At 55.4% G+C, this 24538-nt stretch carries 25 protein-coding genes; 18 read left to right on the top strand and 7 right to left on the bottom strand.

The genetic code is table 11. The features are described 5' to 3' along the window. Positions 1–96: 96 nt before the first annotated feature. Positions 97–1731 (bottom strand): glutathione ABC transporter substrate-binding protein, encoded by a 1635-nt coding sequence (locus C772_RS03625; protein WP_008297513.1) that lies wholly within the window; start codon positions 1729–1731, stop codon positions 97–99. Between the two features lie 320 nt (positions 1732–2051). Here C772_RS03625 and nikC point away from each other — a divergent pair, with 320 nt between their 5' ends. From nikC to C772_RS03605, 4 genes are read left to right on the top strand one after another with little or no spacing between them, the layout of a single operon-like run. Next, the gene (gene nikC / locus C772_RS03620) at positions 2052–2945 is read left to right on the top strand and encodes a nickel transporter permease (RefSeq protein ID WP_008297512.1); all 894 of its coding nucleotides are present in this window, start codon (positions 2052–2054) and stop codon (positions 2943–2945) included. Between the two features lie 15 nt (positions 2946–2960). After that, positions 2961–3902 (top strand): ABC transporter permease, encoded by a 942-nt coding sequence (locus C772_RS03615; RefSeq protein ID WP_008297511.1) that lies wholly within the window; start codon positions 2961–2963, stop codon positions 3900–3902. A 35-nt stretch (positions 3903–3937) separates the two neighbouring features. After that, positions 3938–4963 (top strand): ABC transporter ATP-binding protein, encoded by a 1026-nt coding sequence (locus tag C772_RS03610; protein ID WP_008297510.1) that lies wholly within the window; start codon positions 3938–3940, stop codon positions 4961–4963. Continuing rightward, positions 4935–5966 (top strand): ABC transporter ATP-binding protein, encoded by a 1032-nt coding sequence (locus tag C772_RS03605; protein WP_008297509.1) that lies wholly within the window; start codon positions 4935–4937, stop codon positions 5964–5966. Before C772_RS03610 ends, C772_RS03605 begins: the two co-directional genes overlap by 29 nt. Positions 5967–6320: 354 nt before the next feature. Here the strand turns inward: C772_RS03605 and C772_RS03600 are convergent, their stop codons facing one another. Together C772_RS03600 and C772_RS03595 are read right to left on the bottom strand one after the other, a co-directional pair. Continuing rightward, positions 6321–7382 (bottom strand): permease, encoded by a 1062-nt coding sequence (locus C772_RS03600; RefSeq protein ID WP_008297508.1) that lies wholly within the window; start codon positions 7380–7382, stop codon positions 6321–6323. A 120-nt stretch (positions 7383–7502) separates the two neighbouring features. Continuing rightward, positions 7503–9221 carry an ABC transporter ATP-binding protein gene (locus C772_RS03595; RefSeq protein ID WP_008297507.1) on the bottom strand — a complete coding sequence of 573 codons (1719 nt, stop codon included), beginning with the start codon at positions 9219–9221 and terminating at the stop codon, positions 7503–7505. Positions 9222–9385: 164 nt separating this feature from the next. Here C772_RS03595 and C772_RS03590 point away from each other — a divergent pair, with 164 nt between their 5' ends. From C772_RS03590 to C772_RS03535, 12 genes are all read left to right on the top strand, one after another. Continuing rightward, positions 9386–10255, top strand: coding sequence for a DUF6612 family protein (locus C772_RS03590; protein WP_008297506.1), 870 nt, complete (start codon positions 9386–9388; stop codon positions 10253–10255). Between the two features lie 286 nt (positions 10256–10541). Continuing rightward, positions 10542–11492 (top strand): ABC transporter permease, encoded by a 951-nt coding sequence (locus C772_RS03585; RefSeq protein WP_008297504.1) that lies wholly within the window; start codon positions 10542–10544, stop codon positions 11490–11492. After that, a complete protein-coding gene (locus C772_RS03580; RefSeq protein WP_008297501.1) occupies positions 11485–12435 on the top strand; it encodes an iron chelate uptake ABC transporter family permease subunit in 951 nt (316 codons plus the stop codon). Before C772_RS03585 ends, C772_RS03580 begins: the two co-directional genes overlap by 8 nt. After that, entirely contained in the window at positions 12432–13193 is a 762-nt protein-coding gene (locus C772_RS03575; RefSeq protein WP_008297499.1) for an iron ABC transporter ATP-binding protein, read from the top strand. The genes C772_RS03580 and C772_RS03575 overlap by 4 nt, the downstream gene beginning before the upstream one ends. A gap of 37 nt (positions 13194–13230) precedes the next feature. Further along, a complete protein-coding gene (locus tag C772_RS03570) occupies positions 13231–14205 on the top strand; it encodes a siderophore ABC transporter substrate-binding protein (protein ID WP_008297497.1) in 975 nt (324 codons plus the stop codon). A 202-nt stretch (positions 14206–14407) separates the two neighbouring features. Then, positions 14408–15016, top strand: a complete 609-nt coding sequence (locus C772_RS03565) for a phosphatase PAP2 family protein (protein WP_008297495.1) — start codon at positions 14408–14410, stop codon at positions 15014–15016. Positions 15017–15093: 77 nt separating this feature from the next. Beyond that, complete coding sequence (locus tag C772_RS03560; RefSeq protein ID WP_008297493.1) at positions 15094–15747, top strand: uracil-DNA glycosylase; 654 nt, start codon at positions 15094–15096, stop codon at positions 15745–15747. A gap of 32 nt (positions 15748–15779) precedes the next feature. After that, positions 15780–17465, top strand: coding sequence for a putative bifunctional diguanylate cyclase/phosphodiesterase (locus tag C772_RS03555; RefSeq protein WP_008297491.1), 1686 nt, complete (start codon positions 15780–15782; stop codon positions 17463–17465). Between the two features lie 222 nt (positions 17466–17687). Next, positions 17688–18497: a zinc transporter ZupT gene (gene zupT, locus C772_RS03550; RefSeq protein WP_008297489.1), complete on the top strand. Its 810-nt coding sequence runs from the start codon at positions 17688–17690 to the stop codon at positions 18495–18497. Between the two features lie 79 nt (positions 18498–18576). Beyond that, the gene (locus C772_RS03545) at positions 18577–19800 is read left to right on the top strand and encodes an MFS transporter (protein WP_008297487.1); all 1224 of its coding nucleotides are present in this window, start codon (positions 18577–18579) and stop codon (positions 19798–19800) included. A gap of 47 nt (positions 19801–19847) precedes the next feature. After that, the gene (locus tag C772_RS03540) at positions 19848–20192 is read left to right on the top strand and encodes a DUF6054 family protein (protein ID WP_008297486.1); all 345 of its coding nucleotides are present in this window, start codon (positions 19848–19850) and stop codon (positions 20190–20192) included. Between the two features lie 115 nt (positions 20193–20307). After that, positions 20308–20925, top strand: coding sequence for a class I SAM-dependent methyltransferase (locus tag C772_RS03535; protein WP_268743598.1), 618 nt, complete (start codon positions 20308–20310; stop codon positions 20923–20925). A 30-nt stretch (positions 20926–20955) separates the two neighbouring features. Here the strand turns inward: C772_RS03535 and C772_RS03530 are convergent, their stop codons facing one another. The 4 genes from C772_RS03530 to C772_RS03515 are packed head-to-tail and all read right to left on the bottom strand — an operon-like array spanning position 20956 to position 23209. Next, on the bottom strand, positions 20956–21468 hold the full coding sequence (locus tag C772_RS03530) for a GNAT family N-acetyltransferase (protein ID WP_008297482.1): 513 nt from the start codon (positions 21466–21468) through the stop codon (positions 20956–20958). A gap of 33 nt (positions 21469–21501) precedes the next feature. Then, positions 21502–22071, bottom strand: coding sequence for a DUF7010 family protein (locus tag C772_RS03525; RefSeq protein WP_008297481.1), 570 nt, complete (start codon positions 22069–22071; stop codon positions 21502–21504). Positions 22072–22109: 38 nt separating this feature from the next. Beyond that, positions 22110–22901 carry an SGNH/GDSL hydrolase family protein gene (locus C772_RS03520; protein WP_008297479.1) on the bottom strand — a complete coding sequence of 264 codons (792 nt, stop codon included), beginning with the start codon at positions 22899–22901 and terminating at the stop codon, positions 22110–22112. Then, positions 22898–23209 carry a nucleotide pyrophosphohydrolase gene (locus tag C772_RS03515; protein ID WP_008297477.1) on the bottom strand — a complete coding sequence of 104 codons (312 nt, stop codon included), beginning with the start codon at positions 23207–23209 and terminating at the stop codon, positions 22898–22900. Before C772_RS03515 ends, C772_RS03520 begins: the two co-directional genes overlap by 4 nt. Positions 23210–23311: 102 nt before the next feature. Here C772_RS03515 and C772_RS03510 point away from each other — a divergent pair, with 102 nt between their 5' ends. Both C772_RS03510 and C772_RS03505 read left to right on the top strand, forming a co-directional pair. Next, positions 23312–23905, top strand: coding sequence for a DNA-3-methyladenine glycosylase (locus C772_RS03510; protein WP_008297475.1), 594 nt, complete (start codon positions 23312–23314; stop codon positions 23903–23905). Positions 23906–23965: 60 nt separating this feature from the next. After that, positions 23966–24484, top strand: a complete 519-nt coding sequence (locus C772_RS03505) for a type 1 glutamine amidotransferase domain-containing protein (protein WP_008297473.1) — start codon at positions 23966–23968, stop codon at positions 24482–24484. Positions 24485–24538 lie beyond the last annotated feature (54 nt).

Raw genomic sequence — 24538 nt, 5'->3', positions numbered from 1 at the left:
GTTTCCAAAACGACGTAAATGCGGGACTTCTCAGAATGAAAAATAGACAGCCGCAAAAGAACCCTCCCGCACGTGCGGGAGGGTTCTCGTTTGCAATTATTCGGACAGGGTGACGTTCTTGAGCTGGTAGATACCGGATGTATCGATATCAAAGCCTTCAACGCCGTTTGCAAGACCTGTCAGATATTCCTGGTGATGGATGTAGACCATCGGTGCGTCTTCGATCAGGTGTTCCTGAACCTTGTTGTAGATTTCCTGACGGGCTTCAGGATCTGTTTCCTGGCGGCCTTCGTCAAGAAGCTTGTCGACTTCAGGGTTTTCGTAGAACGAGCGGTTGCCCGGGTCGCCCTTCTGGGACGAGTGGAAGAGGGCATACATGCCGTAGTCCGCATCGCCTGTCGGGTTGGACCAGCCGAGGATGAACATGTCATGCTCGCCGGCAGCCGTCTGGTCGAGGTACGTACCGAATTCCATCTGTTCAATCTGGACATCGATGTTGACTTCCTTCAGCTCCTGCTGGAGGAGGACTGCTGCGTCAACACGCTGCGGGTTGTCGTTTGTCCAGATCGTCGTGGAGAAGCCGTCAGCGTAGCCTGCTTCTTCAAGCAGCTTTTTCGCTTCTTCAACGTTGTACTCGAGCGGTTTTGCGTCTTCGTTGTAGCCGAAGATGCCAGGTGCCAGAGGACCTTTCGCCGGAATGCCGAAGCCTTCGTAAACGCCGGAGATGATGTCTTCTTTGTTTACGAGCATCGAGATCGCCTGGCGTACCCGGACGTCGTTGAACGGTTCTTTTTCCGTGTTGAAGCCGATGTACGAGAGGCTCGAAGATGGCTTCTGGTGAACCGTGCCGCTGCCGGAGTCATTGATCTGCTGGACTTCGTTCGGCTGAACCGGGTCGATGATGTGCGCGTTGCCCGTTTCAAGCTCGGCGACACGTGTCGCTGCTTCAGGGACGACCTTGAATGTGACAGAGTCGACCTTGGCAGGTTCGTTCCAGTAGTCTTCGTTTTTCACGAGCTTGATCTCGGAGCCGGGGTTCCAGCTTTCAAACTTGAAGAAGCCGGTGCCTACAGGGTTCTCGGAGATGACAGAGCCTGGCTCTTCGCCATTTTCCATCGCCGCGTAGTCTTCGTCGATGGACTTAGGGCTGATGATGCTGCCGCCGTTATGGGACAGGTGGGCGAGAAGCGGTGCAAACGGATACGCTGTCTTGATCTGGACAGTGTAGTCGTCCACGACATCCACGCTTTCAATCATCTCGAAGAGGAAGTAGCGAGGAGATGCGACTTCAGGATCGCGTACACGGTCGAGGCTTTTCTTGACTGCCTCTGCGTTGAACTCTTCGCCGTCATGGAATTTGACGCCTTCCTGGAGTTTGAACTCCCAGGTTGTATCGTCGATTGCGTTCCATTCCGTCGCTAGGCCAGGTTCGATCTCGTTGTCATCGTTGCGGTTGACAAGTGTTTCAAAGATATTTGCCTGGATGTTGGAGGACGGAACATCGTTTGATCCGGCCGGATCAAGCGAAGAAGCATCGGATAGGACTGCGAGAATGAGGTCGCCGCCTTCGCCGCCGCCTTCAGTTGTGCCCTCTTCGCCCTGGCTGCCGTCATCGGTGCCGCTTCCGCTGTCGGAAGCGCTGTCATCTCCGCCGCCGGCACAAGCCGCGAGGAACATGGAGACGACCAGCATCAGGATCAAGAGCAACAATGAGCTGCGCTTATTCTTCATGCAAATTCTCCCCCTATATTTTGTTTTTTGATATTGCGCAATCGACCGCAATATTCAGAAAGAATATACCATACCAAATTGTTGATGACAATAGTGTTCTGGTGAAAACGTCAAGTGCTGATATAAATGTAGAAGTCTTTCGCGCATCAACCTGATAGAGCAGAAAAGGTATTTTAAAAAGTGTCAAAAATTATTATGTTTTTGTACTTTTCCGTATTTAAATTTATATGTCGAATTTAGACTATTCATGGTAAACTACCGATTATAGATATTGAGAAAAAGGCGGCATCTACTGCCGTCCTGGGGAAAGAGGGATTAATATGTCTGAGCAAACAGCCGGAGCCTCCGCGGGTGAAAGGGCTTACAATCCTCGCCTCGAACTCTACAAGGGCTTTTGGAAACGGTTCAAAAAGAACAAGTCGGCCCTTGTCGGCGGGATTGTTGTGCTGTTTTTCATCTTGGTGGCCATCTTCGGACCGATGCTTGTCAGCACGGACCCGAATGCCACGGACATCGCGAACAAGCTCCAGCCTCCGTCCGCGGAGCACTGGTTCGGGACTGATAACTACGGGCGAGATATCTTCGCAAGGATTATCCATGGAACAGGCCTGACACTGATCGTCGGGTTTGTCTCTGTTATGATCGGCGGGATCATCGGTGTCCTGTTCGGCATCATTGCCGGTTATTACGGCGGCAAGATTGACACGGTCATCATGCGTCTGATGGACGTCCTGCTCGCTTTTCCGGGGATTCTCCTCGCGCTCGCCATCGTGAGTGTACTCGGCGGCAGTATCCAGAACATGATCATCGCAATCGGGATTTTCTCGGTCCCTGCTTTTGCGCGGATCGTCCGCGGATCGACCCTGTCGGTCCGGAAACTTGAGTATATTGATGCGATGAGGGCGCTCGGGGCATCCGACTTCCGGATCATCTTCAAGCATGTCCTACCGAACGTCCTGTCTCCGATCATTGTCCAGGCGACGCTCCGGATCGCGACTGCGGTCCTGACTGCCGCCGGCCTGTCATTCCTCGGCCTCGGCGCGCAGCCGCCGACACCCGAGTGGGGCGCGATGCTTTCTGCCGGACGTTCGTACATGGCGGAGTCTCCGCATATGATTCTGATTCCGGGGATCGCCATCGTCCTCGTCGTTCTTGCATTCAATATCTTCGGTGACGGGCTGCGCGATGCGCTTGACCCGAAAGCGAACAAATAAGGAGGGAGAAGCGAAATGCTTAAATACATCATCCGGCGGGTCCTTCAGACCATCCCGGTTCTCATCGGTGTCTCCATTCTCGTCTTCTCCCTGATGCATCTGATCCCGGGCAACCCGGCCCAGATCATCGCAGGGGAAGGTGCTTCGGAGCAGACAGTCAGGCAAATCGAGGAACGCCTCGGCCTGAATGACCCGATCCATATCCAATACTTCAACTATATGAGTGGCGTCCTCCAGGGCGACCTCGGAAATTCCGTCCGCAGCGGCCGTGCTGTTTCGGATGAGATCGCTGCCCGCTTCTGGGTCACGGTGGAATTATCGTTCTATGCCACCGTCCTCGCCGTCTTCCTCGGACTGATGGCGGGGATCATCTCGGCCGTCCGCCGATATACGGTGGCCGATACGGCCATCATGGTTATCGCGCTGTTCGGCCTGTCCATGCCGAACTTCTGGCTGGGCCTGGTCCTGATCGACTGGTTCGCCATCGGCGGGGACTGGCTGCCGGAGTGGGCGAAGCTGCGCCCGTCCGGCTGGGGCGACAGCTGGCGGCAGGTCATCCTGCCGGTCATCACGCTCGGAACGGGCGGTGCGGCGATTATCGCCCGCATGACCCGCTCTTCGATGCTTGAAGTCATCAACCAGGACTATATCAGGACGGCGCGGGCCAAGGGCCTTACCGACAGGATCGTCACGTACCGCCACGCGCTCAAGAATGCGCTGATCCCGGTTGTCACGGTTGTCGGACTTGAATTCGGCGGATTCCTCGGCGGCGCAGTCCTGACAGAGACCATCTTCGCCATCAACGGCATGGGCCGCCTGACGGTACAGGCCATCACCCAGCGGGACTTCCCGATTGTCCAGGGTGCTGTGCTCGTCCTCTCAGTCCTGTTCGTCTTCGTTAACCTGATCGTCGACATCTCATATAAACTGCTCAACAAGCGGATCGACCTGAACTGATCGGTCCCGTCCACGGCCCAAGGAGGAAAGATCAATTGGAAGAAACGATTTTGGACGTGCGCGGCCTGCGCACCTCTTTCTTCACGGACGAGGGGGAAGTCAAAGCCGTCGACGGCGTGAGCTTCTCCGTCCCGAAAGGTAAAACATTAGGAATCGTAGGCGAGTCGGGGTCCGGCAAGAGTATCACTTCTCTGTCGATCCTCCGTCTTCTCGCTGAAAACGGCAAAGTGGTCGACGGTGAAATCCGCTATAAAGGCGAGAATCTCCTTGATTTCTCGGAAAAGAAAATGCGGAGCATCCGGGGAAACCAGATCTCGATGATTTTCCAGGAGCCGATGACTTCGCTGAACCCGGTCTTCACGGTCGGCCAGCAGATCTCGGAATCCCTTACCACCCACCAGGGCATGAACAAGAAACAGGCAATGGCGAAATCCGTCGACCTGCTGAAACTGGTCGGCATCCCGTCGCCGGAAAAACGGGTCACACAGTATCCGTATGAACTGTCAGGCGGGATGCGCCAGCGTGTCATGATCGCCATGGCCCTGGCCTGCAACCCTGAGGTTCTTGTCGCGGACGAGCCGACAACCGCGCTCGACGTGACGATCCAGGCACAGATCCTCGGCCTGATCAGGGACCTTCAGAACCGCCTCGGCATGTCTGTGATCCTCATCACCCACGACCTTGGCGTCGTCGCGGAAACATGCGACTATGTCGCCGTCATGTACGCCGGGCAGGTTGTCGAATACAGCGATGTGCGGACACTGTTCCGCAAACCGCGCCACCCGTATACGGTCGGGCTGCTGAAATCACTGCCGCGGCCTGACGCAGACCAGGAAAAGCTTGTCCCGATCCACGGCATGGTCCCGTCGCCGTTCAATATGCCGAAGGGCTGCCGGTTTGCGCCGCGCTGCCCGGCGGCGACCGACCTTTGCGCAGAAAAACTGCCTGATCTGTTTGATGACGGAGAAGGCAACCAGGTACGCTGCTGGATCTATGATGAAGAATGGCCGGGACCGAAGGAGGTGGATGTCTTTGGAGAAGAAAGAATTGCTAAAGGTTGAAGGGCTGAAGCAGCACTTCCCGATCAAGGGCGGCTTCTTCGGCCGCACGGTCAACCATGTCAAAGCAGTGGATGATATCAGTTTTACTGTCTATGAGGGGGAAACCGTCAGCATCGTCGGTGAATCCGGATGCGGGAAGTCCACAACCGGACGCGCCATCCTCCGTCTTGAAGAACCGTCTGACGGCAAGGTGTACTTCGAAGGCACCGACCTCGCTTCCCTGTCGAAATCGGAAATGCGGAAATACCGGAAGGATCTCCAGATCATCTTCCAGGACCCGTATGCCTCGATCAACCCCCGCCAGTCGATCTCGGATGTCCTCAACGAAGCGATGGAAATCCAGAACGTACTGCCAAAAAAAGAACGCCGCAAGCGGATTCTTGAGCTGCTTGAGACGGTCGGCCTGAACGGAAGCCAGGCAGACCGCTACCCGCACGAATTTTCGGGCGGCCAGCGCCAGCGGATCGGCATCGCCCGAGCGCTGTCGGTGAATCCGAAACTCATCATCTGCGACGAAGCCGTATCGGCGCTCGACGTCTCGATCCAGGCCCAGGTGCTGAACCTGCTGGAAGAGCTGCAGGATGAGTACGGTCTGACTTATCTGTTCATCTCCCATGACCTCGGCGTCGTCCGCCATATCTCGGACCGCGTCATCGTCATGTATCTCGGCAAAATCATGGAGATCGGGGACAAGCACTCGATCTTCGATAACCCGAAACACCCGTATACGAAGGCGCTTTTGTCGGCCATTCCTGTTCCGGATCCGGAGCGGGAGCGGGAACACATCGTCCTCCGCGGCGACGTGCCTTCCCCGATCGACCCGCCGACGGGCTGCCGATTCCACACCCGCTGCCCGTTCGCCCAGGAAAAATGCCGGGTCGATGTGCCGGAACTCAAGACGCATGATGGCATGAAACAGAGCCACGAAGCCGCCTGCCACTTCGTCGAAGAGATTGAAAGCGGACAGCTCAAGCCGAACTATATGGAAACCGCGTCCTTCTAATAGATAGAAGAGACTCTGAAGCCCGCTGCCGGGAAGGCAGCGGGTTTTCTTATGGAGTATGAAGTTGGAATAAGGAGTATGAAGTTGGAATAAGGAGTGTGGAGTTGCAACAAGGGGCGATGAGTTGCAACAAGGGGCGATGAGTTGCAACAAGGGGCGCGGAGTTGCAACAAGGGGGTGTGGAGTTGCAACAAGGGGCGCGGAGTTGCAACAAGGAGAGCGGAGTTGAAACAAGTGAATCGCATTTACAGCATGAGTATTGTACTTACAGCATACGAATCGGGCTTACAGCAATATGATCCGCCAATCAAAAACCCCGCTCCGTCACCCGGAGCGGGGGCTCAAAAACACTGATTACAATACCCACATGCCGACGAGGCCGCAGAGGACGCCGAGCAGGATGACCGCGCCGGCAACGAACCAGAGGACTTTTCTCGGGAACGCGCCTGCGACGAGGATCAGCGATGGCAGGCTGATGGCCGGCAGGGTGACGAGCAGGGCAGCGGCTGGGCCGGTGCCGAGTCCGGCAGACATAAACGTCTGGATGATCGGAATTTCCGCAGCGGTCGGGATGACAAACAGCATGCCGCCGATTGCAAACAGCAGAATCATGAGCAGCGTATTGCCCGATGCACCGTCAAGCAGCGGGAAGAGCCACGGGCGGACCGCCGCAATGAGCAGGACCGAAATAAAGTAAGCAGGGATGATGAAAAGTGCCATCCGGCCCATGCTCTTCAGCCAGCGGGAAAGGAAGCTGCCTTCTTCCGGTGCAATCGCCGTTTCCGCTTCTTCCACCTTGCGGGCAAGTTCTTCCGGAGCCGGCTGCGGGGCAAAGCGGTTCGCCAGGTAGCTGACTCCGAAGACGAGCACGATGCCAAAGACGGCACGGAGCAGCGTGAATTCCCATGACAGGACGAACGTCATGAAGATGAGGACCGCCGGGTTCAGGACGGGATTACCGAGCCAGAAGGCGAGCGCCGCTCCGATTGAGACGTTCTTTTTCCGCAGGCCCGCCGCGACGGGTGCCGCGCAGCAGGTGCACATCATGCCCGGAAGGCTCGTCAGGCCGCCGATGGCCGTGCTGCCGAATGAGGTTTTGCCGAGCGTGCGCATCAGCCAGTCAGCCGGGATCAGGACCTGGACGAGCGAGCCGAGCACAATCCCGAGCACGGCCGCTTTCCAGACCGCCAGGAAGTACGTGACGACATACGACCATGTGCTTTCCCAGGAGAATGTTCCGGCATCTGCCGGATCACCGAGAATCGAATCGCCGATCGACTGGGTCGTGATGGCGGTGATGCTTTTATCGACATATGGAAGCCATTTTACATAAGCTAGCCCGATGATCGCGACGAGCAGGAAGATAGCTACATATAGAATCGTCCGTTTTCTGTCGGACGCATGGGTGGTGTTCAACGTTCAGGACCTCCTACAAAATGTTAACCGGCATAGTATACCACATTACAGACTTCTTCCATAGGTTAAGAGTGACATCGTTCCAATAGAAAATCCCCCGCCGGGCAGGCGGGGGATCAATCAGGCTTCCTGGAACTGGATGTTGTGCAGGTTGGCAAAGACGCCGCCCTTCCTGACAAGCTCGTCATAGCCGCCGTCTTCCGCGATGCCGTCCTTTGTCACGACGACGACACGGTCCGCGTTGCGGATGGTGGCAAGACGGTGGGCGATGACCAGAGTCGTCCGGTTTTCGGACAGTTCCTCGAGTGATTTCTGGATAATGCGCTCCGTCTCGGTATCAAGTGCCGATGTGGCTTCATCCAGGATGAGGATCGGCGGGTTCTTCAGGAACATCCTGGCGATGGCGAGCCGCTGTTTCTGCCCGCCGGAAAGCTTAAGTCCGCGTTCGCCGATCTGTGTTTCATAACCGTCAGGCAGATCGGCGATAAATTCCTCGAGATGGGCCTTGCGGGCGGCCCGGTACACTTCCTCTTCGGTCGCGCCGAGCTTGCCGTAGGCGATGTTCTCGAAAATGGTACCCGTAAAGAGGAACACATCCTGCTGCACGATGCCGATCTGTGAGCGCAGCGACTTCATCGTCATGTCCCGGACATCGATTCCGTCAATGGAAATCGAGCCGCCGTCGACGTCGTAGAAGCGGGGGATCAGCGAGCAGATCGTCGTCTTGCCGGCACCGGAAGGCCCGACAAACGCGACCGTCTGTCCGGAGCGGATCGACAAACTGATGTCATTCAGCACCGGCTTGGATCCGTCATAGCGGAACGACACCCGGTCAAAGCGGATATTGCCGTTCAGATGGGAAACTTCAACGGCATCCGGACGGTCGAGCACTTCCGGCTCCTCGTCCAGCAGTTTCCGGAACCTCCGGAATCCGGCCATGCCTTTCGGATACATCTCGAGAAGCGCGGCGATCTTGTCGACCGGCTTAATGAGGACGTTGACAAACAGCACGAAGCTGACGAGCTCACCGTAGGTCAGGCGGTCGTTAAAGGTGAACCAGGCCCCGACGACAAGGACGAGCAGCGTGACAAGGCGGGTCATCATGTACATGCTGGAGTGCGTCCATGCCATGACTTTGTAGGCCGCGATTTTGGCGAGCCGGAAACTTCCGTTGTCTTTCCGGAACCGCTTCATTTCGAACGCTTCGTTCGTGAACGATTGCACGACGCGGACTCCGGACACGCTATCCTCGACACGGGCATTTACATCCGCAATCCGGCTGTACATGTTCCGCCATGCCTTGTTCATCTTCGTATTGCAGAATGTGATGACCGCGACGAGGAACGGGATCATGACGATCGTGATCAGCGCGAGCTCCGGGTTGATCGTGTACATGATCGAGAACGCCCCGATGATTGTCATGACGGCAATGAAAATATCCTCCGGCCCGTGATGGGCAAGTTCGCCGATGTCGAACAGGTCATTGGTGATGCGGCTCATGATGTGTCCGGTCTTCGTGTTGTCGAAGAAGCGGAATGATTGCCGCTGCACATGGTCGAACAGCTGCTGGCGCATGTCCGTCTCGATGTTCACCCCGAGCTTGTGGCCCAGGTAGGAGACGATGAACTGCAGGAACGTACTGAGGAGATAGACCCCGAGCAGCAAAAGGCTGATCCAGACGATCCGTCCCCAGTCACCGGTAGGAAGCAGCTCGTCAATAAACCACTGCACTGCAACGGGAAAGGCGAGCTCCAGCAGCGCCACGAACACGGCACTGGAGAAGTCGATCATGAACAGCCGCTTATGCGGTTTATAATAGGAAAAGAATTGCTTGAGCATGGGATCCTCCATTCATCTATTTCGGCTTCCGTTATTATAGCCGAATCAAGAAGAATCCGGTAGAGGACTGGGTCTTTCGTCGGGTTTCTTCAAGAAAACGGAACTTTTCCATGAATGTTGCCGTATTACGGACTGTATCCAAATGAGAGAGGCGGTAATTCTATATGAAGAAACTCTTAATGGCCATGGCGGCCGGCACTCTGACGCTTGGTCTGGCGGCATGTAATGAGACGGCCGAGCCGACGGAAGGCACATCGGAAGAAAAGCAGAGCGACCTGACGGCAGAGGAAGTTTACGAGAAAGCCCTGACTGCTTCCCAGGAGATGAAGAGCGCCGAAGCCAAAGTGGAAATGGACCAGAAAATCTCCATCCCTTCCCAGGAAGTCGAGATGAACACGAACACCAACATGGACATGGAAATGACGCTGGACCCGATGGCGCTGCACCAGAAGGGCACGATGGCCATGAGCGCTGCGGGCGGTGAAGAGATGTCGATGGAAATTGAAGTCTATATGACCGAAGACGGAACCATGTATATGCTGGATCCTCAGGGAGAGCAATGGATCAAGATGACCGGGGCTGTCCCCGGGCTCGACCAGCTGACCCAGAATCAGCCGGATCCTTCCGAGCAGCTTGAGCAGCTTCAGGAATACGCGCAGGATATGAAATTCGAACAGAACGAAAACGAGTACATCCTGAAGCTCACGGCCGACGGCGAGAAGTTCAACGAGCTGATCAAGCAGACGCTCCAGGAGCAGTTGCCGCCTGAAGCGCTCGAGCAGATGGGCGAAGAAGAGCAGAAGGCACTCGAGAATATGAACATCAATGAACTCCAGTATGAAATGTACGTGGATAAAGAAACCTTTAATATGACCGTGATGAATATGGTCATGTCCATGACGATGGAAGAGCAGGGTGAGACGCTCAATATCGACATCGACTCGAATACGGCCTACGAGAACATCAACGGCATCGAGAAAATCGAGGTTCCCCAGGAAGTCATCGACTCCGCTGTCGAACTTCCGCAGCAATAAAAAAACAGGAAAACCGCAGCCCTCCGCTGCGGTTTTTTTGTATGCCGTGAAGACTGAAGCAGTGTAAATCCGGACGGGCGACTGGGACAGGGTATTTTCTGAAAAAACTCACTTCAGCCAAGGGAATTCTAAACGATAATCATTCTAATCTAAATGATAATCATTTTCATTTACCCTTTGACTTCCCGATAACGCGTGCTATAATAACAATTGTGAAGGTGATGAGAATGATTTTCAACAGAACATTCTCAATAGCCTTTCAAATTGCAGTGCATCGGGGATAGCCATGAAGACACGTTATCTGATTGCTGGTCTCGTCATCCTGTCGTTCTTATCTTTGTTCGTCGGGGCGAGCAGCATCACACCAATGGACCTCTTGGATTGGAGTTCCGAAGAAACCCAAATATTCTTGATCAGCCGTGTGCCGCGGCTCGTTGCCATCCTGCTTGCAGGTGCGGGCATGAGCGTTGCCGGCATGATCATGCAGCAGTTGAGCCGGAACAAGTTTGTTTCACCGACAACAGCAGGGACACTAGATGCGACCCGTCTCGGGATCCTCGTATCCATGCTCCTGTTCACGAATGCGACGATGCTCGAGCAGATGGCCATATCATTCGCATTCGCACTTGCCGGGACACTCTTGTTCATGCAGATCCTGGAGCGCATCAAGTTCAAAGATGCGATCTTCATCCCGCTGGTCGGGCTGATGTTCGGAAACATTTTGTCGTCCCTGACGACATTCTTCGCCTATCGGTCGAATGTGATCCAGAACATTTCCTCCTGGCTGCAGGGTGATTTCTCCATGATCATGTCAGGGCGCTATGAGCTTCTGTACATCAGCGTGCCGATCCTGGTACTCGCCTACCTGTACGCCAACCGGTTCACGGTTGCCGGGATGGGGGAGGACTTCTCGAGGAACCTCGGCCTCAACTACAGGTTTGTCGTGAACTTCGGATTGATCCTGGTCGCATTGATCACCGTAACGGTCGTCCTCACGGTCGGCATGATTCCGTTTCTCGGACTCATCATCCCCAACATCGTCTCCATCATCAAAGGGGACAACCTAGAGAAAACTTTGCCGCACACGGCACTCATGGGAGCGATTTTCCTGCTTATCTGTGACATTCTCGGACGTGTGCTGATCTATCCATATGAAATTTCCATCAGTTTGATGGTCGGGGTCATCGGCAGCGGCATCTTCCTTTACCTGCTGTTCAGGAGGAAAGCCTATGCGTGATTCCACAAAACTCATCATCCTGTATGCGCTGGCGGCGCTCTGTGTCGGGCTGTATCTGTTCCATGACCTGAATGGAAGCTACGACTACGCCCTCCCGAGAAGAGGCGTGAAGGTTGCGGCCATGGCCGTGACCGGCATCGCGATCGCCTACGCAACGGTCGTCTTCCAGACGATCACCCAGAACCGTATCCTGACGCCGAGCATCATGGGGCTGGACTCGCTTTATATGCTTCTCCAGACGCTCATCATCTTTTTCCTGGGATCGACCCATATCACGGTCGTCAACAAGCAGGTCAACTTCCTGCTGTCGGTCGCGGCGATGATCATTTTCGCGCTGATGCTCTACCAGTTCCTTTTTAAGAAGGGGAACCGGCCGGTCTACTTCCTGCTCCTGGTGGGGATCATCGTCGGAACCTTTTTCGCGAGCATCTCGACATTCCTCCAGGTGCTGATTGATCCGAACGAGTTTCTGACCGTCCAGGATGCCATGTTCGCCAGCTTCAACAACGTCAATGCAGACCTGGTCTGGCTTTCCATTGCGGTTGTCGCCGTCTGCATCATCATCGGATGGCGCCAGCTTAAAATCATGGACGTGATCTCGCTTGGCCGGGATATCTCCATGAACCTGGGCGTACCGTATGACAGGATGGTGCGCGGCACCCTGATCCTGTCGGCGGTCCTGATCGCCGTATCCACGGCGCTTGTCGGCCCGATCACATTCTTCGGGCTGATCGTCGCCAACCTGAGCTACCAGTTCATCAAGTCTTATAAGCATTCCTTCACCATTACGGCTGCAGCCGGCCTGAGTATGATCCTCCTCATAGGAGGACAGTGGATTGTCGAGCGTGTCTTCACCTTCTCGACCACTCTGAGTGTTGTCATCGAGTTCGCCGGCGGCGTGTATTTCATCTATCTACTACTTAAGGAGAGTCGATCCGCATGATTCAAGTTCGTGAGCTGTCCAAGTTTTATGGAAAAAAAGCCGTCGTCGAAAAGGTATCGGTCAATATTCAGCGTGGTCAGATCACTTCGTTCATCGGGCCGAATGGGGCGGGCAAGTCCACCCTGCTCTCCATGGTAAGCCGTCTGTTGGATGCAGACACCGGAGAAGTGCTGGTCGACAAGGATGATGTGCGCAAGATGAAGTCGAACGACTTTGCCAAGCGCGTGTCGATCCTGAAGCAATCCAACTATATGAACGTCCGCCTTACGGTCCGTGAGCTGGTCTCGTTCGGACGATTCCCGCATTCAAGAGGGCGCCTGAACGAGGAAGACATTCGGATCGTCGACCAGGCGATCGAGTACATGGAGCTCGGGGACTTGCAGGACAACTATCTGGATGAGCTGTCCGGCGGGCAGCGCCAGCGGGCATTTATCTCGATGGTCATCGCCCAGGACACCGAGTATGTCCTTCTCGATGAGCCGCTCAACAACCTTGATATGAAGCACTCCGTCCAGATTATGAAAATCCTCCGCCGCCTCGTGGATGAACTCGGCAAGACTGTAGTCATCGTCCTTCATGACATCAACTTTGCGTCGGTATACTCCGACCGGATCGTGGCGCTGAAGAATGGGCGTGTCATTAAAGACGGCCCGACCGAGGACATCATCAACTCCGAGTCGCTAAAAGAGATTTATGACATGGACATTCCGATCAAGCAGATGAGCAACTGCCGGATCTGCGTATACTTTAATTCCTGACCACACATAATCGAATAGGAAAGACGAGGGATTCTATATGAAAAAGTTCGCGTTTATCACGATGCTGATGGCATTCATCCTGTTCTTGGGTGCCTGCGGCAACGACAATGCAGCAGAAACTGAAGAAAATAGCGGCAGCACATCCGGTGAAGCCACTGAAGAAACAACCGAAGACAGCAAATCCGTGACAATCGAGCACGAGCTCGGCGAAGCAACGATCGAAGGCACGCCTGAGAAAGTCGTCGTCTTTGACTTCGGTATCCTGGATACACTCGATGAACTCGGTGTAGATGTAGCCGGCCTTCCTCAGGCAAGTGTACCGGGTTACCTTGAGCAGTACGCTTCGGATGACTACACGAACGTCGGCAGCCTGAAAGAGCCGGACTTCGAGGCGATCCACGCACTCCAGCCGGACGTCATCTTCATCTCCGGCCGCCAGGCCCAGCTGTATGACCAGTTCGCAGAAATCGCACCGACCGTCTACATCCCGATCGATACGACGAACTATGTAGAGTCCTTTAAAGAGAACATGAACACCGTCGCTGAGATCTTCGGCAAAGAAGATGAAATGAACACTGAACTCGAAGACATCGACAGCCGCATTGCTGCCATCCAGGAGAAGACTTCTGCATCTGAAGAAAAAGCGCTAATCGTCCTCGGTACGCAGAGCAAGGTCAGTGCGTACGGTCCGGCATCCCGCTTCGGCCTGATCCACGATGTCTTCGGTGTGAAGCCGGCTGATGAAGGCATTGAGTCCTCGACACACGGCCAGAACATCACGTTCGAATACATCCTCGACACGAACCCTGACATTCTGTACGTCATTGACCGTGACGCGGCAATCGGCGAGGATTCGAGCGTAAAAGAATCGTTCGAGAATGATCTTGTCCAGAAAACGAATGCCTACAAAAATGAAAAGATCCACTACCTGAACGGTGAATACTGGTACCTCTCCGGAGGCGGCCTGCAGTCGATGAAAGAGATGATCTCCGAAATCGAAGGAAGCCTCTGATCGGTTCCGCCCAAACACCCTGCCAAGCGCAGGGTGTTTTTTATATGCCTTGAAAATCATGTAGAATCAGCAGGAATCACGCGCATTAAAACAGAATATTACAAATACATTTTCCTCACCAGTGTCTGCGGTTCCTGCGGGTATGACCTCTGCCTCCAGTGTTAAAATGAATACAGAGTTTTCACATGCTGGAGGAATTCGGATGAAGAATAACAAAAGAAAAGTCTGGGCCGCAGTGGCCGCCACGGTTTTATTTGTTCTGCTTGCCGTCTTTTATGAGTCTTCGCCGATGCAGGCGTTTGACAGGACCTTATCAGGTTGGCTGGGGGACGCCGGGTTTTTGGAAGGGTTCAGCTTCTTCGGCAATCCATCGACCATTTTTGCAGTGTGTCTCACCGTGATCGTTCTGCTTCTCATCAGGCATTCGCCGAGAGATGCGCTGTTTATCCTGCTGGCGGTGGGAGTGGGATACGCAATCAATGAAGGCCTGAAGGAGTGGTTTGGGCGTCCCCGGCCGGAAATGGAGGGGCAGCTTGAAAGCCACAGCTTTCCCTCAGGCCATGCGCAGATGGGACTGCTTTATGTAAGCTCCATCGGAATTATTGCGATGAGACGGATCCGATCCATCTACTGGCGGAGGGCCATTCCTGCAGTTGCAGGCATACTGATTGCGGGTATGGGCCTTTCACGGATCGCACTCGGGCGGCATTATGCGACGGATGTACTGGCGGGCTGGTCCGTCGGCACGGCCTACCTGCTTCTGTTGCTGATCCTGTTTTCTTACTGGAATAGGGACCGTATCCAGTCCTGATCGGCGGGATCCCCGATTGTTAAGGATTCCCGGCATGTGGTATAGATAAGGGACAGCAGGAAAGAAGTGATGGATGGATGTACAGAATCAGCGAAGAGCTTGCGGAACTCGGGCGCCGGCGTATGGGCGGCGCGCAGGTGGAAGGGTTTGTCTACGGCCAGGGCCCGGCTGAGCCGGAACTGATGCTTGTCGGCGAAGCGCCGGGAGAGTTTGAACTGGTGGACGGAATCCCGTTTATCGGCCGCGCGGGCAAGGAACTCATGAAGTCCCTTGCCTCGATCGGGCTGCGCCGAGAGGATGTCTATATCACGAGCGCCGTGCGGAGCCGCCCGTACCGCTGGGGCACGAAAAAAGAGCGCGACGGCACGCTCACCGAGCGCAAGTATAACCGGGCGCCGACGGCAAAGGAGATTCTCGCCCACGCGCCGCTCCTGGATGCGGAAATGCGGGACGTGCGGCCGAAGCTGATCGTCACGCTCGGCAACATCGGCCTGCAGCGCTTGCTCGGCAAAGGCTATAAGGTATCGGATGTACACGGGCAGCTGATCGAGAGGCCGGTCCAGTACCTGGCGGATCCGGCGGACCGGACATACAGCCTGACGGAGGATGTCAGGACCATCATTCCGACCTTCCACCCGGCTTCCGTGTTCTATAACCCGTCTCTGCGCGAAAAGGTGGAGGAAGACTGGCAGGCGATCGGCAGGGCGCTGAAAAGACATGGCCGGCGATAACGGCACTTAGCTTATGAAGGAGGTGGAAGCAGATGAAGGGCCTCGGAAACAACGGCAGCAGCCAGGGAGGACTGCTGAACGAGCAGGATGCCATCCGCATCATGGGCGGGCTGGCCAGTGCCTTCTATGTGCTGGACGAGCAGTCGGATTTTATTTACATCAATGAAAAGGCGTGCCGCATCCTGGGACGGGAAGGGGATCACCTGGTCGGAAAAAACGCCTGGACGGAATTCCCGTATGCGGTCGCCGCGGGCCTGAAGGAGATGTACGATCGCATCCGGAGAACAGGTGTCGCCGAGACGGATGAAATTTATTACCGGCCGGCAGGACTCTGGCTGCAGGTGGACGCCCAGGAAATCGGCGACGGCCGGGTTGCAGTCCTGTTCCACGACATCAGCCGTTACAAGGAAGCGGAAGCCCGGCTGGAGATGCTCGCTTTCAGGGACGATCTGACCGGTCTTCCGAACCGCCGTTCCACGATTGAGAAGATTGAAGAAAACATCCGGGAAGGGAACCCGTTTTCCGTCGTGCTCTTCGATATCGACAGCTTCCGCCAGCTAAACGACCTTCACGGACATGAAGCGGGAGACCAATATATCCGGCAGATCGCGGAGCGGCTGAAGGATCTCCTGCAGGATGGCGATGTGGTCACCCGTGTCGGCGGGGATGAATTTATCTTCCTCACCCGCCGGACAGATCCAAATGAGCTGAACAAGTGGGTCAAGGAAATGTTCAGGCAGACGGCCATCTCCGTCAGGCTGAATGATAATGTAAGCTTTTCCGCCTCAGCGAGCGTGGGAATCAGCCGCTACCCCGAAGACGGGCAGACCACAGCCGAACTGCTCAGCATGGCAGACACCGCCATGCACGAATCGAAGACAAAGAGGGGCAGCTGCTTCCTGATGTTCCATGATGAGATGAGGACGAGACTGGACCGCAGAAGGCTGATTGAGGATGACCTGTTCTCGGGGGAATTTAAGAAGAAGGGGTTCTCCTGTGCGGTCCAGCCCCAACTGGACGGGGAGAGCGGCCAACTGATCGGAATCGAAACACTGTCAAGGTGGAATCATCCCGAACTCGGCCCTATTACCCCTTACGAATTCATCCCGATTGCAGAGGAAAGCGGGAAGATCAGGGAACTGACGATCCATCTCCTCAATCTGGTCCTGGCGGAAGGGAAATGCTGGGCAGAAAAATATGGCAGTGTCCCGCGGATCGCCGTCAACGTGACATCACAACTGTTGGATGACAAGAGATTCTACGGCACCGTGATGAGAATGCTCCGGAAGTGGAGGATCCCTCCGGACCGCTTTGAGATCGAGATTACCGAGTGGAAGGAAATCCTCAGCTCCGACCTGGTACTTTCCAATCTGAGGAAATGCCGCAGCAAAGGCATCTCCGTCGCGATTGACGACTTTGGCACCGGATTTTCGGGCCTGTCTTATCTGACGAATTTCCCGGTCGACAAGATCAAGATCGACCGGTTCTTCGTCTCCGGCATCGGCATGATCAGCAAATCGGAAGCGATCCTGAAATCGATCGTGTCGCTGGCGGAAGGCCTTGACTGCGACGTGATCGCAGAAGGCGTCGAGACTGCTGAACAGCTGCAGTTTTTGTTGGACATCGGATGCCGGGGTGTCCAGGGCTATTATTTTGATGCACCGCTCCCGCCCCGGGAATTCGAAGAAAAGTATATGCCCGCCTCGCTGTCATGCTGAGGTCCGGATCCGCGCCAGGTGCGCGGATTTTTTGTGTGGCTTTGATTACAGTTGGATTCGCGCCGGCACCCAGCAAATCCGTGCCGGCATAACCTAATCTTCTATGGACCTGAACCGACACATTTGAAGCGGTATTTCGAAAATTCTTCCGCAAATAAGTTGCACAAGGGAAACTTTCTGGCATATAATAGCATCATCTTAAATCAGAAAGCGGATGGTTGAATGGAAGGAAACCTCTGGATCGCATTCGGCCTGACTCTGTTTGCGGGATTGGCAACGGGCATCGGCAGCCTGCTTGCGTTCTTTACTTCCCGGACAAACACAAAATTCCTGTCAGCCTCGCTTGGATTCTCGGCAGGTGTCATGATCTACGTCTCGCTTGTCGAAATTTTCGTCAAGGCAAAAGATGCGCTGACTTATGAACTTGGAAACACACCAGGCTATTGGGCGACGATTGCCGGATTCTTCGGCGGGATGCTGCTGATTGCGGTCATTGACCGATTTATCCCGTCGACGGGGAATCCGCATGAGGTGAAGAGCGTAGAGGACATCGGGAAGGGACCGACGAATGATGAATATGCGAGATTGAAGAAGATGGGTGTCTTCACCGCATTGGCAATTGCCATCCACAACTTCCCGGAGGGCATTGCGACATTTACATCGGCCCTCCAGGACCCGACACTCGGTGTGGCCATCGCCATCGCGGTTGCCATCCACAACATTCCGGAAGGCATCGCGGTGTCCGTGCCGATGTACTTCGCGACAGGAGACCGGAAGCAGGCATTCAAGCTGAGCTTCCTGTCCGGCCTGGCGGAACCCGCGGGTGCGGTGATTGCCTTTCTGATCCTCATGCCGTTTCTGAACGGCATCATGTTCGGCATCATTTTCGCGGCGGTCGCGGGGATCATGGTATTCATCTCGGTAGATGAACTGCTGCCGGCCGCGCAGAAATTCGACGAGGCCCATCTGTCGATCTACGGCATGATTGCAGGTATGGCGGTCATGGCGATCAGCCTTGTTCTCGTTTCATGAAGGATATTGTCAAACGGTCTTGCACAATGTATAGTTATGGAGTCAATAAAACTATACAACTGTAAAGACAGGTGAAAATATGGCCTCAAATACTGGACGGCAGGCACCAAAGCCTGCCATTTCACGCAACAGATTGCTGGGAACTGCCGGGCTTGCCTGGATGTTCGACGCCATGGACGTCGGCATTCTATCGTTCGTCATCGCGGCGCTTGCCGTCGACTGGGCGCTGACTCCCGGGGAGATGGGCTGGATCGGCAGCGTTAACTCGATCGGCATGGCGGTCGGCGCATTCGCCTTCGGCATCCTGGCTGACAGGATCGGCAGGAAAAATGTCTTTATCCTCACGCTGGTGCTGTTCTCGCTGGCGAGCGGACTGTCCGCGGCGACCACCGGACTCGCCGCCTTCCTCGTCCTGCGTTTCATTGTCGGGGCGGGACTTGGCGGGGAGCTTCCTGTCGCCTCCACGCTGGTTTCCGAAAGTGTCGGTGCCAAGGAGCGGGGGCGCGTCGTTGTCCTGCTTGAAAGTTTTTGGGCGGGCGGCTGGCTGATTGCTGCCCTGATCTCGTACTTTGTCATTCCGGAATACGGCTGGCGCATTGCGCTGATCCTGACCGCACTGCCGGCACTTTATGCGATTTATCTTCGCATCCACCTTCCCGACTCGCCGGAATTCACGGCGAAAAAGGAAAAGCGGGGAAGCATCGGCGGCAATATGAAGGCGCTGTTCTCGGCGAAATACCGCCGGGCAACGATCATGCTCTGGATCGTCTGGTTCACGGTCGTCTTCTCGTACTACGGCATGTTCCTCTGGCTGCCGAGCGTCATGGTCATGAAGGGCTTCGACATGATCCACAGTTTCGGCTATGTCCTCCTGATGACGCTTGCCCAGCTGCCTGGCTACTTCACTGCAGCCTGGCTGATCGAGAAAATCGGCCGCAAGTTCGTCCTGAGCGTCTTCATGATCGGGACGGCAATCAGTGCCCTCGTGTTCGGAAACGCGGACATGACCTGGCTGCTGCTCACGGCCGGCGCTTTCCTCAGCTTCTTCAACCTCGGGGCATGGGGCGCGCTGTACGCCTACTCGCCTGAACAGTATCCGACGGTCATCCGGGGGACCGGGACGGGAACCGCGGCGGCTGTCGGCCGGATCGGCGGCATCTTCGGGCCGCTGCTTGTCGGCTCACTCGCAGGTGCCGGCGTGGGGCTCGGCCCGATTTTCTCCATCTTTACCGGAGCTGTCCTGATCGGTGTCGCAGCCGTGCTCATCCTCGGCACCGAGACAAAGCAGATTGAGCTTGAATGAAACGCCTGAAGCCCCCATTCCGTAAAGACCGGAAAGGGGGTTTTCTGATGGAGACAAGAGATCTTTTTTTGTCGGTCAGCCCGTCACGGGCGGCGGACCTTGTGATCGATGCATTGACCGTCGGTTCGGTGAGCGGCCGGATCGTCGACCAATATACGCGGAGCACGGGCAGCCGGGAAATGGTCGTCCTCATCATGGAGAAGTACTTCATGAGGACCAGCAACCGCGCCACCCTCACGATGATTGCGGACAACTTTGATGGAGACGGCCGCACCAAGGTCCGGCTGACCGGTTCGGGCGGCGGAAGCGGCGCCTTCATGAAGTTTGACTGGGGAGCGGGCGCAAGCTTTTCCGGGAAAGCGGAAGAGGCACTGGCGAAGCACCGGGTGTGAGCGGTTTTCTGGAGTCCGGATCCGAAAAGACGGAAAATCGGACTTAGGGCATCGGATTCGGACTTAGGAACCGATTTCGGACTTAGGGGGCGGAAATCGGGCTTTCCGTACAAAAATGGACTCAGAGGAGTGGCGTATGGAAGAAAACGTGTTCGGGCAGATGGCTAGCAGGTATGATACTGAAGAAAGAATCGAACTGGCGCAGGTGATCACAGAAGAAGTGAGGCAGGCATTGGGGAATGGCCGGACAAAATCCCTGATCGATTACGGGAGCGGAACGGGCCTGGTGGGCCTGGAGTTAACCGACCTTGTGAAGTCTGTGCTTCTGGTGGATTCTTCAGAACAGATGCTGGAAGTCGCAAAGGGCAAAATAGCGCGCAGAGACATCGCCAATGCAGAGGTCCTGTATTCGGACTTTACCACGGAAACACCCGAACTCAAGGCGGACATCGTCCTGATGTCCCTTGTCCTCCTCCATATCCCCGATACGGACAAGATCCTGCGTAAATTGCATGAGGTGCTGAATGAAGGCGGTCAACTGATCATCGTGGATTTTGACAAGCATCATGAAGTCAGCCATCCGAAAGTCCATAACGGATTCGAGCATGAGGAGCTGAAGAACCGATTATCCCATGCAGGATTTGTTCCGCTTGAGATCCGTACTTTCCATCATGGAGAACGCATTTTCATGAACCGGGATGCTTCCATGTTCATCTCCATCAGCAGCAAATAAAGCACGCCGGGAAAAGGGTCCCGGCGTGCTTCATTGATAACGCCATTCATAATGGGTGAATCTCATGGTCTGATTGTTCATTACAAATTCCCGGTCATCCGTTCCTGTATGAACGAAGCCATTTTTCTCGAGGACTTTCGAGGAGCCGATGTTCGCTGTTGTGGTTTTGGCGAAAATTCTCCGAACTCCAAAACCGCCTGCGAGCTGAAGCAATTCCAACAGCGCTAGAGTGGCCACGCCTTTTCCTCCATGAGCTTTGCCGATCCGGTAGCCGAGTTCGGCAGTTCCGTTTTCAGCATCGATGCCGGTCAGGTTCATTCTGCCGAGGATCCGGTTGCCTTCATCCTTGATCAGGAAAAAACGGGACGCGCCGGCGGCCTGCTCTTCAAGCAGATCGCCGAGCCGGCCCAGAAAAACTTCATAACGGTAATAATCGTCGCCCCGGCCCGGCACTGCGGTTTCGAAGAATGCCCTGTTTTCCGCTTCAAATGCATACAGCCGCCCGGCATCTTCTTGCCGGAGCGGTTCCAGCCGAATGTCCATCCGCTATTCCCCCGTTCAAAAAAAAGAGCCGGATCAGGCGGCTCTTTTCTCCATTCCGGCCACGCCGGATTTCTTTTTGTAATCAGCAAGCAGCCAGCCGTTCAGCACGCCAAGAAGGATGAGGAAGGCGAGCGGGACGGCCCAGAGGCTGTCCGGTGCGGCTGCCCATCCGACGAGCGTGGACACGATCGCCATGACCGGCGCCATCAGATAGTAGGCCTTCGTATCGTACAGCCACCCGTACGGGAGGAAGTGCGCCCCGGCAATCACGGCGAAGATGAAGACCATCGCTTCGGGCCGGCTTCCAAGTGCCCAGAAGACAAGCGGAAAGTAGGCGAACTGGGCAAGGTTGCACACCAGGCCGAGGCTTCCGAGCGGGTTGTCCTCCGATTTCCAGTCGGCTTTCAGCAGGCCGGCAAGCCCGACGGCCAAAGGGAACAGCAGGCCGGTCAGCGCGAGAAGGATGATATTCTGGAGCCGGAGCTCAATCGGCAATAAAAAGGCGGCGGTGATCAGCGTCCAGACGACCATCCCCGATAAAAGGAACGGAAGCCCGTTTTTGTTGCGCAGTGCAAGATCTTGCTTGAGTGCGTGCAGGTCCATCTGAAATCCCCCCAGTGTGAAAATCCCCCAAAATCCCCTTACTTGGCTGTGAGATGCGGCCAGATAACGTCGGCCCAGATGCGGTATCCGAGGTCGTTCGGATGAATGCCATCCTTGAGCGTCTCCGGCAACCTGACACCCCGCTGCTCCATAAGCGAGAGCATTTCATCATGGATGTTAATGTATGCCCATCCCTTGTTTTCGATGAAGGCCTGAGTGCCATAGACATAGTCGGTAAATTGCAGCCCGAGAGTGTTCACTTGCGGTCCGAACTTGTTTTCGGTGATCGGGTTCGGCGAGATGAAGAGGATCCGTGCTTCCGGCAACACCTCCGAATACAGGGCGTGCAGCTGTTCCAATGATGCATAGGTATCATCAAGTGAGACATTCTTATTATGATTGTTGATGACGGACGTTTCGATGATGAGGACATCCGGTCGTCCCGCAATGACCGGCCCGGTCACTTCATCCTCGAGCAGGCGGACGGATGTGTATCCCGAGTGTCCGTGGTTTTCAATTTTCAGGGTGTTAAGCGACGGATAGACGGTGCGCAGATGTGCCTGGGTAAGTGCGCGCCATGTTTTCGACTGGTTGGACGCGCCGGAGCCTTTTGTGACGCTGCTGCCGGTCACGGCCATGCGCGCCTCGCCTGTGGTAAGCGCCCGGAAGACAAGATAGTCTGCGACGGGCTGACCCGGATTTTTCAGTGGGTCGACTGATTCGATCGTGGCGACGTCGGCGGATGCCTTGCCGCCTTTTCCTTCCGGCCGGAAAAGGAGAAGGAGTGCGCCTGCTGCGGCCAGAAGCAGGACGAACTTGACCTGCTTCATTCGTGCTCACCTGCCGGAACCGGGTACTTGAGGGCGTTTTTCCGGATTTTGGAATGAGCCGCTTCATCCAGGTCAAAGCCTGCGACGTCAGCCAGCTGAAGAAGGTAGATATAGACATCCGAAGCTTCTTCGATGATGCCTTCCCGGTTTTTCGCGATGGCCTGTTCGCCGGACATCCACTGGAAGTGTTCCAGCAGTTCCGAGGCTTCAAGAGACACGGAAATGGCCAGGTTCCGGGCATCCCGGTTGCCCTCTGTCCATCCACGGGCTTTATTGAAAGCGAGGATTTCCTCGGTGAGTGTCGTCATGGTGGATATTTCCCCCTAAAATCTGTTTAATTTTAGTATAACCGATATCGGGTAGACAATGAATGGAAGATTGTTCGGTTTCATGGAAGGGAGTGGGGACGTATGTACAGGCCGATCGGCCCCGGTTTTTTCAAACAGCCTGTCCTGGAGCTGGCACCCGCGCTGCTTGGACAGTACATCGTCCATGAAACGCCGGAAGGATTGGCTGCCGCGCGGATCGTTGAGACGGAGGCGTATCATGGTCCGGAAGACCGCGCGGCGCACAGCTTCAATAACCGCAGGACAAAGCGGACGGAAGTGATGTTCGCGGACCCGGGGAGAATCTATACGTATCAGATGCATACCCATACGCTCATGAATGTCGTCGCCGGAGAGGAAGGAACGCCACACGCAGTCCTGATCCGCGGAGCGGAGCCGGTGGAGGGGCTGGAACTCATGCAGGACCGCAGGGGATGGCATCTGAAGATTCCTGACCTCACGAACGGTCCGGGCAAGCTGTCGAAGGCGCTCGGCGTCACGATGGAATCGTACGGGGGCGTCTGGTACGAGGAGCCGCTCTTTATCGCGCCCGGTCCGGGACTTGCCGGAGAGCTGAAGGCAGGCCCGAGGGTCGGCATCCAGAACACGGGAGAGGCGGTACACTATCCGTGGCGTTTTTTCGAGGAAGGCAATCCGTTTGTCTCAAAGTATCGCTGATGTTTAAGAGTGGATGAAGCGGGAAGAGTAGATAGGGACATTCATAAAGGAGTGATCAGATTGGCTAAAATTGCAACGGTTATTACAGACATGTTTGAAGACATTGAGTACACGGACCCGGCAAAAGCATTTCAGGATGCCGGCCATGAAGTGATCACCATTGAAAAAGAAGCCGGCAAAACGGTGGAAGGCAAGCAAGGCAAGGAGAAAGTGTCGATCGACAAAGGCATCGGTGAAGTCAGCGCATCCGACTATGACGCGCTCTTCATCCCAGGCGGATTCTCGCCGGACCAGCTCCGAGCGGATGAGCGGTTTGTCAGCTTCGCCAAAGAGTTCATGGACGCCAAGAAACCGGTTTTGGCCATCTGCCATGGCCCACAGCTGCTCATTACGGCAAAGGCGCTGGAAGGGCGCAAGGCCACCGGCTACAAGTCAATCGCACAGGACATGAAGTACGCCGGTGCGAACTTTGAAGACTCCGAAGTCGTTGTCTGCCAGGACCAGCTCGTCACGAGCCGCCAGCCTGACGACATCCCGGCATTCAACCGCGAATCGCTGCGGGTACTCGAAGGGAAATAAGATGTGATTGTGAAGCGCGCTGCCGTGGCGCGCTTTTTTGGTGTGAGAAAAGCG

It is taken from the genome of Bhargavaea cecembensis DSE10, from assembly GCF_000348905.1.
GTDB lineage: Bacteria > Bacillota > Bacilli > Bacillales_A > Planococcaceae > Bhargavaea > Bhargavaea cecembensis.
The sequence above is the reverse complement of the archived record's forward strand: the minus strand, read 5'-3'. Positions and strand labels throughout refer to the sequence as shown.

What these genes read in the sequence shown, in the direction of transcription:
- C772_RS03625 (WP_008297513.1), bottom strand. Translation starts at nt 1,731, where the DNA reads ATGAAGAATAAGCGCAGCTCATTGTTGCTCTTGATCCTGATGCTGGTC.
- nikC (WP_008297512.1), top strand. Translation starts at nt 2,052, where the DNA reads ATGTCTGAGCAAACAGCCGGAGCCTCCGCGGGTGAAAGGGCTTACAAT.
- C772_RS03615 (WP_008297511.1), top strand. Translation starts at nt 2,961, where the DNA reads ATGCTTAAATACATCATCCGGCGGGTCCTTCAGACCATCCCGGTTCTC.
- C772_RS03595 (WP_008297507.1), bottom strand. Translation starts at nt 9,221, where the DNA reads ATGCTCAAGCAATTCTTTTCCTATTATAAACCGCATAAGCGGCTGTTC.
- C772_RS03590 (WP_008297506.1), top strand. Translation starts at nt 9,386, where the DNA reads ATGAAGAAACTCTTAATGGCCATGGCGGCCGGCACTCTGACGCTTGGT.
- C772_RS03585 (WP_008297504.1), top strand. Translation starts at nt 10,542, where the DNA reads ATGAAGACACGTTATCTGATTGCTGGTCTCGTCATCCTGTCGTTCTTA.
- C772_RS03580 (WP_008297501.1), top strand. Translation starts at nt 11,485, where the DNA reads ATGCGTGATTCCACAAAACTCATCATCCTGTATGCGCTGGCGGCGCTC.
- C772_RS03575 (WP_008297499.1), top strand. Translation starts at nt 12,432, where the DNA reads ATGATTCAAGTTCGTGAGCTGTCCAAGTTTTATGGAAAAAAAGCCGTC.
- C772_RS03570 (WP_008297497.1), top strand. Translation starts at nt 13,231, where the DNA reads ATGAAAAAGTTCGCGTTTATCACGATGCTGATGGCATTCATCCTGTTC.
- C772_RS03565 (WP_008297495.1), top strand. Translation starts at nt 14,408, where the DNA reads ATGAAGAATAACAAAAGAAAAGTCTGGGCCGCAGTGGCCGCCACGGTT.
- C772_RS03560 (WP_008297493.1), top strand. Translation starts at nt 15,094, where the DNA reads ATGTACAGAATCAGCGAAGAGCTTGCGGAACTCGGGCGCCGGCGTATG.
- C772_RS03555 (WP_008297491.1), top strand. Translation starts at nt 15,780, where the DNA reads ATGAAGGGCCTCGGAAACAACGGCAGCAGCCAGGGAGGACTGCTGAAC.
- zupT (WP_008297489.1), top strand. Translation starts at nt 17,688, where the DNA reads ATGGAAGGAAACCTCTGGATCGCATTCGGCCTGACTCTGTTTGCGGGA.
- C772_RS03545 (WP_008297487.1), top strand. Translation starts at nt 18,577, where the DNA reads ATGGCCTCAAATACTGGACGGCAGGCACCAAAGCCTGCCATTTCACGC.
- C772_RS03540 (WP_008297486.1), top strand. Translation starts at nt 19,848, where the DNA reads ATGGAGACAAGAGATCTTTTTTTGTCGGTCAGCCCGTCACGGGCGGCG.
- C772_RS03535 (WP_268743598.1), top strand. Translation starts at nt 20,308, where the DNA reads ATGGACTCAGAGGAGTGGCGTATGGAAGAAAACGTGTTCGGGCAGATG.
- C772_RS03530 (WP_008297482.1), bottom strand. Translation starts at nt 21,468, where the DNA reads ATGGACATTCGGCTGGAACCGCTCCGGCAAGAAGATGCCGGGCGGCTG.
- C772_RS03525 (WP_008297481.1), bottom strand. Translation starts at nt 22,071, where the DNA reads ATGGACCTGCACGCACTCAAGCAAGATCTTGCACTGCGCAACAAAAAC.
- C772_RS03520 (WP_008297479.1), bottom strand. Translation starts at nt 22,901, where the DNA reads ATGAAGCAGGTCAAGTTCGTCCTGCTTCTGGCCGCAGCAGGCGCACTC.
- C772_RS03515 (WP_008297477.1), bottom strand. Translation starts at nt 23,209, where the DNA reads ATGACGACACTCACCGAGGAAATCCTCGCTTTCAATAAAGCCCGTGGA.
- C772_RS03510 (WP_008297475.1), top strand. Translation starts at nt 23,312, where the DNA reads ATGTACAGGCCGATCGGCCCCGGTTTTTTCAAACAGCCTGTCCTGGAG.